The sequence below is a fragment of the Streptomyces sp. MK7 genome (assembly GCF_032658145.1).
In the GTDB taxonomy this organism is placed as follows: Bacteria; Actinomycetota; Actinomycetes; order Streptomycetales; family Streptomycetaceae; genus Streptomyces; species Streptomyces spiralis.
Map to the genome: position 1 here is coordinate 320,647 of NZ_JAVACL010000001.1, position 10,606 is coordinate 331,252.

The 10,606-nt window shown below is 72.5% G+C and carries 9 protein-coding genes; 2 read left to right on the top strand and 7 right to left on the bottom strand.

Annotation, left to right across the window (positions count from 1 at the left end; genetic code table 11):
• Positions 1-58: 58 nt before the first annotated feature.
• Entirely contained in the window at positions 59-1,711 is a 1,653-nt protein-coding gene (locus R2S09_RS01425; RefSeq protein ID WP_316739301.1) for a protein kinase domain-containing protein, read from the bottom strand.
• Between the two features lie 405 nt (positions 1,712-2,116).
• Here R2S09_RS01425 and R2S09_RS01430 point away from each other — a divergent pair, with 405 nt between their 5' ends.
• A complete protein-coding gene (locus R2S09_RS01430; protein WP_316739303.1) occupies positions 2,117-3,781 on the top strand; it encodes a protein kinase domain-containing protein in 1,665 nt (554 codons plus the stop codon).
• Positions 3,782-3,945: 164 nt separating this feature from the next.
• Here the strand turns inward: R2S09_RS01430 and R2S09_RS01435 are convergent, their stop codons facing one another.
• A complete protein-coding gene (locus R2S09_RS01435) occupies positions 3,946-4,479 on the bottom strand; it encodes a bacterial proteasome activator family protein (protein WP_030177563.1) in 534 nt (177 codons plus the stop codon).
• Positions 4,480-4,507: 28 nt separating this feature from the next.
• On the bottom strand, positions 4,508-5,122 hold the full coding sequence (locus R2S09_RS01440; protein ID WP_316739306.1) for a PadR family transcriptional regulator: 615 nt from the start codon (positions 5,120-5,122) through the stop codon (positions 4,508-4,510).
• Positions 5,123-5,883: 761 nt separating this feature from the next.
• Between R2S09_RS01440 and R2S09_RS01445 the strand changes: the two genes are divergently transcribed.
• The gene (locus R2S09_RS01445; RefSeq protein WP_306184662.1) at positions 5,884-6,099 is read left to right on the top strand and encodes a hypothetical protein; all 216 of its coding nucleotides are present in this window, start codon (positions 5,884-5,886) and stop codon (positions 6,097-6,099) included.
• A gap of 30 nt (positions 6,100-6,129) precedes the next feature.
• Here R2S09_RS01445 and R2S09_RS01450 read toward each other — a convergent pair whose 3' ends face one another.
• From R2S09_RS01450 to R2S09_RS01465, 4 genes are read right to left on the bottom strand one after another with little or no spacing between them, the layout of a single operon-like run.
• Positions 6,130-7,110, bottom strand: a complete 981-nt coding sequence (locus R2S09_RS01450) for an NAD(P)H-quinone oxidoreductase (RefSeq protein WP_316739308.1) — start codon at positions 7,108-7,110, stop codon at positions 6,130-6,132.
• A 26-nt stretch (positions 7,111-7,136) separates the two neighbouring features.
• The gene (locus R2S09_RS01455) at positions 7,137-8,234 is read right to left on the bottom strand and encodes a TrkA family potassium uptake protein (RefSeq protein WP_306184660.1); all 1,098 of its coding nucleotides are present in this window, start codon (positions 8,232-8,234) and stop codon (positions 7,137-7,139) included.
• Entirely contained in the window at positions 8,231-9,676 is a 1,446-nt protein-coding gene (locus tag R2S09_RS01460) for a molybdopterin molybdotransferase MoeA (RefSeq protein ID WP_316739310.1), read from the bottom strand. Before R2S09_RS01460 ends, R2S09_RS01455 begins: the two co-directional genes overlap by 4 nt.
• A complete protein-coding gene (locus R2S09_RS01465; RefSeq protein WP_306184657.1) occupies positions 9,673-10,593 on the bottom strand; it encodes an NTP transferase domain-containing protein in 921 nt (306 codons plus the stop codon). Before R2S09_RS01465 ends, R2S09_RS01460 begins: the two co-directional genes overlap by 4 nt.
• Between the last annotated feature and the right edge of the window lie 13 nt (positions 10,594-10,606).

Here is a 10,606-nt window from a genome sequence, read left to right on the forward strand (position 1 = left end):
CGTACGGCACGCGCGCGCGTGGAACCTCGATGGGGCCCCACGCGCGCATGAAGGGTGATCAGCCGCCGGAGCCTGCGGTCAGGTCACCGGCTGCGTTTCCGCCGTCGGCCGCACCGCCGCTGGTGTCCGTGCCCCCGTTGCCGCTCGTGCCGGTGGTCGTCCCGCCGTCGTTCGTGGTGCCGCCCGTGCCCGTCGCGGTGGGCTGCGACGACGGAGTCGTCTGCGTGTCCGAGCTCGGCGGGTTCGACGGCTCGTCGCTCGGCTCGTCCGTCGCCGTCTGGGACGGCGTGTGCGACGGCTGCTGCGACGGCGTGAAGTCCCAGCCGGTGCCGCCGTTGGAGCTGTTGCCGCTGTCCGTCGACGTGTCCGAGGGACGGCTCTGCGACGACTCGCTCGGAGCGGAGCTGGGCTGCTCGTCCGTGGCGGACTGCGAGGTCGACGGCGACTTGGTGGTGTCGGCGCCGCCGCCTCCGCCGCCGTCACCACCGGTGTTCTGCATCGCCAGTGCCACACCCACCGCGATGGCGACCACCGCGAGCACGGCGAGGATCCACAGCTTGCCACGGCCGCTGCCCTGGTTGCCGTGGCCCTCGAAGCCGCCGTCGTCGCCGTTGCCGTACCCCGCGGGCAGGATCGGCTGCGGGATCTGCGTGGTGCTCGAGCCGGGCTCGCCCGGGTGCGGCATCACCGTCGTACCGGCGAAGCCCGCCGCCGGGGTGTGCCGGCCCTCGTGCATCTCCACCGGGCCGGTGTTCCAGGTGCCGGTGTGGCCACCCTGGTCGTACAGCATCTGCAGCGCGTACTGGACCAGTCCGCGCATCTCCTCGGCCGTCTGGAAGCGGTCGTCGGGCTCCTTGGCGAGCGAGCGCATGACCAGGCCGTCGAGTTCCGGCGGGCAGCCGGCCTCGGAGACCGAGGACGGCGGCACCGGCGGGTCCTGGACGTGCTGGTAGACCACCGACAGCGGGGTCTCGCCGATGAACGGGGGCCGCAGGGAGAGGAGTTCGTACAGCAGACAGCCCGTCGCGTACAGGTCGGAGCGGTGGTCGACGGCCTTGCCGAGGGCCTGCTCCGGGGAGAGGTACTGCGGGGTGCCCATCACCATGCCGGTCTGCGTCATCGTCGTGGACGCCCCGTGCAGGGCGCGGGCGATGCCGAAGTCCATCACCTTCACGGCGCCGTTGTCGGTGATGATCACGTTGGCGGGCTTGATGTCGCGGTGCACGATGCCGTGCTGGTGCGAGTAGGCCAGCGCCTCCAGGACTCCGGAGACGATGATCAGCGCCTGCTCGGGGCCCGGCGCCTCGGCGTTGAGCAGCAGGTCGCGGATGGTGCGGCCCTCGACCAGCTCCATCACGATGTACGGCACGGACTGTCCGCCCACCATGTCCTCGCCGGAGTCGTACACGGCGACGATCGCATGGTGGTTGAGGCCGGCCACGGACTGGGCCTCGCGCGTGAAACGGGCCTTGGAGACGGGGTCCTCGGCGAGGTCGGCGCGCAGCAGCTTGACCGCGACGGTGCGGCCCAGCCGCACGTCCTCGGCCGCGAACACCTCGGCCATGCCGCCCCGGCCGAGCCTGCGGGTCAGCCGGTACCGGCCGTCGCCGACCAGGCCGCCGTTGCCCCACATCTCAGGCGCGTCCGACATGCCGCCGCCGCCAGTCGCCTCGGGGTCGGACGGGCCCTGGGCGCGCTGCGTCTGTGCCATCAGTCCTCGCCGTCGTTTCTGCCCGCGGTGTGCGGTGTTGTTACGGGTCTCCGTCCGCCACGCTACAGGTTCGGCGCAAGCCGCCGGTCCAGGTTCGCGGTGAGGACCGGCCCGAGACCGGACCGGCCATCAAACCCCGTGCGGCTGCCGTCGTGCAAATTCCGTGTACCGGTCGCACGTCCGCTGTAACGCTTCCGCGACGCTTCTTTCGCGTACGGTCACGGAACGGGCACCGAGCTTGACGTGTCAGTGCCCTCGGGCAGACTTGGCCGGGAATAACACATTCGATCAACGAGATCCGGACATGAGGTCAGGTCAGGTCCGGTCCCGGGACGGGTCGACGGACAGCCGATCGCGCGAGCACAGCAGCCGCTGCCCCGCGCGCGCCTATGGGGGACGCAGAAGATGAGCCAGGACGGCGCACAGGGCCGGTTCGCCGGGCGGGCACTGGCAGGCGGCCGCTACCAGCTGCGTGACTTGCTCGGCGAGGGCGGCATGGCCTCGGTGCACCTCGCCTACGACTCCGTGCTCGACCGGCAGGTCGCCATCAAGACGCTGCACACCGAACTCGGCCGGGAAGCGGCCTTCCGCGAGCGGTTCCGCCGCGAGGCCCAGGCAGTGGCGAAGCTCACGCACACGAACATCGTCTCGGTCTTCGACACCGGCGAGGACGATCTGGACGGCATGACGACGCCGTACATCGTCATGGAGTACATCGAGGGCCGGCCGCTGGGCTCGGTGCTCGACCAGGACATCCGGCAGCAGGGCGCGATGCCCGCCGACAAGGCGCTGAAGGTCACCGCGGACGTGCTGGCCGCCCTGGAGATCAGCCACGAGATGGGCCTGGTCCACCGGGACATCAAGCCGGGCAACGTGATGATGACCAAGCGTGGCGTGGTCAAGGTGATGGACTTCGGCATCGCCCGCGCGATGCAGTCCGGTGTCACCTCCATGACCCAGACCGGCATGGTCGTCGGCACCCCGCAGTACCTCTCGCCGGAGCAGGCCCTGGGCCGGGGCGTGGACGCCCGCTCGGACCTGTACTCGGTCGGCATCATGCTGTTCCAGCTGGTCACCGGGCGGCTGCCGTTCGACGCGGACTCGCCGCTTGCCATCGCGTACGCGCATGTGCAGGAGGAGCCGGTGGCTCCTTCGTCGGTCAACCGCTCCCTGCCGCCCGCGGTGGACGCGCTGGTCGCCCGCGCGCTGAAGAAGAACCCGAACGAGCGCTTCCCCAGCGCCGTGTCCATGCGCGACGAGTGCCTGCGCGTCGCGGCCTCCATCCAGGCGGCCCCGCCCAGCATCGTGCCGGGCGCCCGGACCTCGAGCGGCGCGGGCGTGGGCTCCGCGGTCTTCCCGCCGGTCGACACGGCCCCGCCGCCCGTGGGCAGCGTGCAGACGCCGTACCAGCCCGCTCCGGCCACGCCGAACCCGTACGGCACTCCGCCGCCCGCGATGCCGTCGCCCGCCTACGGCTATCCGCAGCAGGCCCCTCAGCCGGCTGTCGGCTACCAGACACCCGCCGCCTCCTCGCCGTACGCCGCCGCCCCGCAGCAGGCGTCGACCCCGCCGCCGTACACGATCTCGCCCCAGTCCCCGGGCACGGCCCCGGCGGGCGGCGGCAAGGGCAACAAGCCGGTGATCATTGGGTCGGTGGCCGTGGCGGTCATCGCGGTCGTGGGTCTGATCGCCGCGCTGCTCATGAACAACGGCGGCGGTGACGACACCAAGGGCGGCGGCGGCAGCGCCAGCGCGTCGGTGTCGAGCCATCCGTCGGGCTACCGCGGGCCGGACACGTCGAAGACGATCGAGAAGACCGAGTGCACCGAGCCGCAGGAGTCGTACAACGACGAGAAGAAGGTGAAGATGCCCGACTTCACCTTCAAGAACTGGGACTCGGTCCTCGCCTGCCTCCAGGCCGCGGGGTGGCACTACAAGAAGCGGCCGGTGGACGAGAACACCTACGGCAAGGACACCGTCATGCGGCAGTCGCCCGAGGGCGGCACGGACTTCGACCCGAACAACCCGCCGGACATCCAGTTCGACATCTCCACCGGCAATCCGGCCTAGGCCTGGGAACGCCGTCGCTCTGCCGGCCGGTCGCGGGCAGGCCGTCGGGTCGCTGGAAGGCCGGCGGGGCGCAGGTAGGCCGGCAGGTCGCTGGAAGCTCGAAGGGCGTGGGTCGCGCGTGATGCGCTTCCCACGCCCTTGTGTCGTTCCGCCGTCCGGTCGTCCTACAGGTACGGGCCGCCCGAGCGGGTGCCGGGGTGGCCGTCCTCGCCCTCGCGGCCGACGCCCGGCGGGAGGGCGCGGCGCATCTGCTCCAACTGGGCGCGGGCGGCCATCTGCTGGGCGAACAGCGTTGTCTGGATCCCGTGGAAGAGGCCTTCCAGCCAGCCCACCAACTGGGCCTGGGCGATGCGCAGTTCCGCGTCGCTGGGGGTCCCCTCGTCCGTGAACGGCAGGGAGAGCCGCTCCAGCTCCTCGACGAGCTCCGGAGCCAGGCCGTCCTCGAGTTCCTTCACCGAGCTGGCGTGGATCTCCTTGAGCCGGACCCGGCTGGCCTCGTCGAGAGGAGCGGCGCGCACCTCTTCGAGCAGCTGCTTGATCATGCTGCCGATCCGCATGACCTTCGCGGGCTGCTCCACCTGCTCCGTCACCGGGGTCTCGCGGGAGTCTTCGTCACCGCCGCCGAGCGCCATGCCGTCCTGGCCCACGACCAGGATCTGGGGGTTCTCCGGCGACCGTTCGTTCCTCGGCATCTCCATGCCGCCCATTCTCTCGCACCCGTACGTCTCACCTCCTTGGTGCCCCCTGCGGAAGGTGATCCACCGTGTGCGCGCCGTCCGCGTTCCGCGCTGGGCGTCCCGGTTCCTGCGGCGGGTGCAGGCGCAGCAGGCGGGCCGCGCAGTGCTCCAGCCATCGGGATTCGGCCTCCGCGTGGCAGATCAGCTGCTCCAGGACCAGCAGCCGGGCCACCTCTCCGGGACGTCCGGGCCGACGGGCCAGGAGTTCGGCCCGCTGCCGTACGTAGTCGTGCAGCGCCTCGGAGACATGCCGGCGCTGCACGTCGACGACCTCGCGCACCTCGACCTCGGGCGCCGCGTCCGCCAGGACCAGCTTGAGGGCCAGCTCCTCACGGGGCGGTCCCGCGAGTTCCACGGGCCGCGCGTACCAGGACCGCAGCTCGGTGCGGCCCGCCCTGGTCAGCGCGTACGTCACCCGTCCGGCCCCGTCCACACCCTCCCGGGCGACCAGACCGTCCCGCTCCAGCAGGCCGAGCGTGGTGCAGACCCGGCCGAGGCTCAGCGGCCAGGCGCCCCCCGTGTGCTCCTCGAACACGGCACGCAACTGGGATCCGTGGCGGGGGCCGGCCTCCAGGAGCGCCAGCAGCCCGTGGCGTAGCGACATATCCGGATTGTGCAGTCACTTCGGCGTCTTCGACCTGGTGGGTCAATCCGGAATGCCGGATCGGTTGATCGATGTGAGTGTTGTGCCACTGAATCACTGAGCTCAGGTGAGGGGGTCCCGACGTGACTCCATGGCTGTGCGTCGCGACGATACGCGCGACAGGACTGCTCATAGGGCTGGGCGCGACCGTCCTGCCCGGTGGCCACGCCTCGGCGTGCGGCCCGTTGTCCAGGCCGTCCACCGCCCCCTCCACCTCCACCTCGGCTTTCGTCCCGGCCTCCGCCTCGGCTTTCGTCCCGGCCTCCGCCTCCGCCTCCGTCTCCGGCCATGGCACCGCTTCGGCGCCCTCGGGCTCCGCCTCGCCTCCGGACCACGGCACCTCTTCCCGCCCGGCCGCCGGGCACGCGTCCCGGCCGTCCCGGCCACCCGACCGGCCATCCGAGCCATCCGGACCGTCGAAACCGTCCCGGACGCCCGTCTTACCGTCCTCGGCTTCCCCGCCCTCGGCCTCGGTCTCCGCGTCCTCGGTGTCGTTCGTCACACTGCCCGCCGTGTCCGAGTCGTCGGTCTCCCCTTCGCCCTCGCCCTCGGGCGGCCCGTCGCGGGCCGGAAGCCCGGCAGGTGAGGGCCGGGAGCGGCCGGGCCGTCCGCATCGGCATGACACGGAGGTGGAGGGTGATGACACGACCGGGCCGGACGCAGACGATTCGGACACGGACGGTTCGGACACGGACGGCAGCGGGAGCCCGGACGCCGGCGGCATGAGCGGCATACCGACGCCGGCCGCCCCGGAGTCGTCCGAGGCGGCCGCTCAGCCGCCGTCCGGGTCCCCGGACGCACCCGCCGCCCCGGCCGCCGCGGAGTCCGGCCCTGCGGCCGAGCCCGCACGGCGGCTCCTGCCTCTGGGCAGCGGGCTGGTGCTCATAGGTCTCGGCCTGGGGACGGCGTTCATCGCCCTCCGCCTGCCCAGGACCTAGGGTGCACCCCTTCCCTGCCGGACGCCCGGGTCAGGGCGTCACCAGCAGCACCTTGCCGATGTGGCCGCTCTCCTCGACGACCCGGTGCGCCGCCGCGGCGTCGCTCATCGGCATCTCCCGGTCGACGACCGGACGGACGTTGCCGTCGGCGAGCAGCGGCCAGACGTGCTCGCGTACGGCCGCGACCACCGCCGCCTTCTCACCCACCGGACGGGCGCGCAACGAGGTCGCGGTGATCGCGGCCCGCTTGCTCATCAGGGCGCCGATGTTCAGCTCACCCTTGACGCCACCCTGCATGCCGATGATCGCGAGCCGTCCGCTGACGGCGAGGGCCCGTACGTTGCGGTCCAGGTACTTGGCGCCCATGTTGTCCAGGATGACGTCGGCGCCCGCCCCGTCCGTGGCCCGCTTGATCTCCTCGACGAAGTCCTGCTCGCGGTAGTTGATGAGGATGTCGGCGCCCAGTTCGGAGCAGTAGTCGAGCTTGTCCTTGGTGCCGGCCGTGACGGCGACCTTCGCTCCGACGGCCTTGGCGAGCTGGATCGCCATGGTGCCGATACCGCTGGAGCCGCCGTGCACGAGGAAGGTCTCGCCGGGGCGGAGGTGGGCGACCATGAAGACGTTGGACCAGACGGTGCAGGTCACCTCCGGCAGTGCCGCGGCCTGCCTGAGGTCGACGCTCTCGGGCACGGGCAGCAGCTGGCCGGCCGGGACGGCGACCTTCTCCGCGTAGCCGCCGCCCGCGAGCAGCGCACACACCTGATCGCCGACCGCCCAGCCGGACACCCCCGGCCCGAGCGCGGCGATCCGACCCGAGCACTCCAGGCCGGGGTACCGGGAGGCGCCGGGCGGCGGGTCGTAGAACCCCTGCCGCTGGAGGATGTCGGCGCGGTTGACGGCGCTGGCCACCACGTCGACCAGCACCTCCCCCTCGCCGGGCACCGGATCCGGCACCTCGTCCCACACCAACGCCTCGGGCCCACCGGGTTCGGGAATCGTGATCGCATGCATGGAGGCGACGCTACTCCGCCACGGCGTCAGTCCTGGGGCAGCGGCTTGGTGTCCGGGGTGAGCCGTGTGCCCGGGGTGGCGCGGACGATGGTGATCAGACGGTCCGTCAACTGGAGAGTGTCGACGGAGGGATCGTCGTAACCCAGGACACGGTGTCCGCGTACGACGCTCACCACCAGCTCGTCGATCTCCCGCGGGCTCCTGCCCGCCTCGGCGCGTATGACGGGCCGTTCGACGATGTCCAGCCCGCTGCCCTGCTGGATGAGGTCCTCCATGACCATGCCGGCGGCCGGGCTGAGCACGGACAGCCCGAGCAGCCTGCCCGCGGCGCTCGCGCTGGTGATCACGGCGTCGGCGCCGGACTGCCGGAGCAGCGGTGCGTTCTCCTCCTCCCGGACCGCGGCGACGATCTTCGCGCCCCGGTTGAGCTGCCGGGCGGTCAGCGCCACCAGCACGGCCGTGTCGTCCCGCTGGGTGGCGATGATGATCTGCCGCGCCCGCTGCACCTCCGCCCGCTTCAGCACCTCGCTGCGGGTCGCGTCCCCCACCACTCCCACGTATCCGTCCGCCGTGGCCGCGTCGATCACCTTGGCGCTGGGATCGACCACGACGACCTGCTGCTTCTTCAGTCCCGTCGCGCAGACGGTCTGGATCGCGGACCTTCCCTTCGTGCCGAAGCCGACGACGACGGTGTGATCGCGCAAGGCGGACCTCCAGCGATTCAGGCGCCACTCCTCACGGGTGCGTTCGGTGAGGACTTCGAGCGTGGTGCCGACGAGAATGATCAGGAACAGCACGCGCAGGGGCGTGATGACGAAGATGTTGGTGAGCCGGGCCCCGTCGCTGACCGGGGTGATGTCGCCGTACCCGGTGGTGGAGAGCGTCACCGTGGCGTAGTACGCCGCGTCGAGGAGGTCGACGGGACCGTCGGCGTTGTCGTGGTAGCCGTCGCGGTCGGCGTAGACGATGACGACCGTCACGACCAGCACCAGCAGGGCCATGGCGAGCCGCTTGCAGACCTGCCGGATCGGACGTTCCACCACTTTCTTCGGGAGTTTCACCCGATGGGTCACGAGATGTTCGTCCGCCTGGCGGGCGATCGCGTCATGGCCCGGAAGTTTCACGTGAAACACACCCCGATCCCGGCCGCGGCCCAGGGGAGATCGAGCAGTTCTGTCTCCTGGCCCGCACGGGCGCCACCCGGCGGTACGACGGCCAGGGCGTCGGCCGCCGCGACCCCGCGCAGCATCGCCGGCCCGTTGTAGTGCAGCGGGACCGCGTGGTCGCCGCGCAGCACGACAGGCACGAGCCGGGTGTCGTAGGGGTGCCCGTGCACCGCGTCCTTCAGCGGCAGCGTGTACGGCTCGGGAGCGGGACGCGCGGCCAGCGTGCGCAGCAGCGGCTCGGCGAGGGTGAGCAGGCCGGAGACGGCGGCGAGGGGGTTGCCGGGCAGGCCGACGAGGTGCTGGTTCTCCTTGGTGCGGGCCAGCAGCATCGGATGGCCGGGGCGTACCTTCACGCCGTCCACCAGCAGTTCGGCGCCGAGCCGGCTCAGAGTGGGGTGTACATGGTCGACGGGGCCGGAGGCGGTTCCGCCGGTGGTGACGATCAGATCGGCCTCGGATCCGCCGATGGCCTTGAGCAGCGCCTTGGCGTCGTCGCCGATGCGGCGCACGGTGGCCGTCTCCGCGCCGAGCGCCCGCAGCCAGGGCGGCAGCATCGGACCGAGCGCGTCCCGGATCCTGCCGTCGTGCGGCAGACCCGTGGTGAGCAGTTCGTCGCCGAGTACCAGGACGTCGACGCGGGGCCGGGGAACAGCGGTGAGGGTGTCGTACCCGGCGGCCGCGGCGAGGCCCAGCACAGCGGGGGTGACCAGAGTCCCGACGGGCAGCAGCTGGTCTCCGCTACGGCACTCCTGTGCGCGTGGGCGGATGTCCTGGCCGTGGCTCACCTCGCGGGTGGAGTGCAGCCTGCCCTTGGCGTCCGTGCGGCCGTGCTCGCTGCGCAGCACGGCGGTGGTGTCCTGCGGGATGCGGGCGCCGGTCGCGATCCGTACGGCCTCGCCGTCGGTCAGCGGCTCGGGCCGTGCGTGTCCGGCCAGGGCGCCTTCTTCGCGCACGTCCCACGGGCCGGGGCCGGCGACCGCCCAGCCGTCCATCGCGGAGGTGTCGAAGGAGGGCAGATCGGTGAGGGCGGCCAGGGGCGCGGCCAGGACCAGGCCCAGGGCGGCGTCCAGGGGGACCGAGACGGGGGTGCGGCGGGCCCCGCCACGGGCGGCGCGGGCAGCGGTTTCGCGGGCCTGCGGCCATGGGATGGCGTGATGGTGGGCGTCCGGGGAGTGATCCGGTCGCGGGGACTCTCCGAGGCCGGGGAGGTGCGTGGTTCCGTGGCCGGGCGTGAGCGGCCCATGGCCGATGCCGTGCCCCTGGGGGGAGGCGGGTCCGGAGGTGGGCAGGCCGCCGCGGGCCGGGCCGATGCCGTTGCCTGGTTCCTTCACGAGAGCGAGGGCCTCCTCGACATCGAGTTCCTCGGCATCCTCGCCGGCTCGCACGCCGCGGGCGGTCATCCCGCGTCCGGACGGGTGTCGGGCGTGGCGTCGGGAGCGACGTCGGGCCTGGCCTCGGCGGTGCCCTCGTCCGCCCAGCGCAGGGCGAGGTCGGCGGCCTTGCGGGCGGCCTCCGCGACCGCTTCGGGGCCGCCCTTGCCCTGTGCGGCGGCGTAGCCGACGAGGAAGGTGGTCAGGGGTGCCGCGGGCCGGGCGACGCCGTGGGCGGCGTCGCGGGCGAGATCGAGCAGCACGCCGGTGTCGACGTCCAGGTCGATGCCCAGTTCGTCCTTGACTGCGGAAATCCATTCATCCAACACGTGCCCATGCTCCCTGATGCGTGCCCTGGCGGTGGCGATGTCGTCCCAGGTGTCGCAGTCGAAGGACGCGACACGGTCGGGGACGCGGGTGAGGTCGAGTGCGGTGGTGAGCCGGCGCAGCGGCAGCCCGGTGAGGGCGCCGTGTTCCCGGCTGAGCGCCGCCAGTTCGCGGCGCAGCGCGTGGGCGCGGTAGGCCGCCACGAGCGGCTGGTCGCGGCCGTCGGCGTCGGTGAGCAGCGCGCCGTCCGCGCGGCCCGCGCGCAGGGCGCCCAGGAGCCGCCGTACGGTGGCCGGTTCGAGGAACGGAAGATCGGCGGAGAGCACGACGACGTGGTCCGCCCTGGTGTGGCGCAGCCCGGCGTCGAGCGCGGCGAGCGGGCCTCCGCCGGGCGGCTCCTCGCGGGTCCAGCGCACGGGCCGTGCGGTGGGTCTGGGGTCGGCGACGACCACGGTCGTGCGCGCCTCGGCGCAGGCGGCGAGAACGCGGTCGAGCAGGGCACGGCCGCCGACCCGCACAGCGGGCTTGTCCGCGCCGCCCAGCCGCCGGGCGGCGCCTCCGGCGAGCACGACGGCGTCGTGGGCGGGGAGCTCATGGGCGGGGCGCTCGAAGGCGGTCACCCCCCGAGTATGC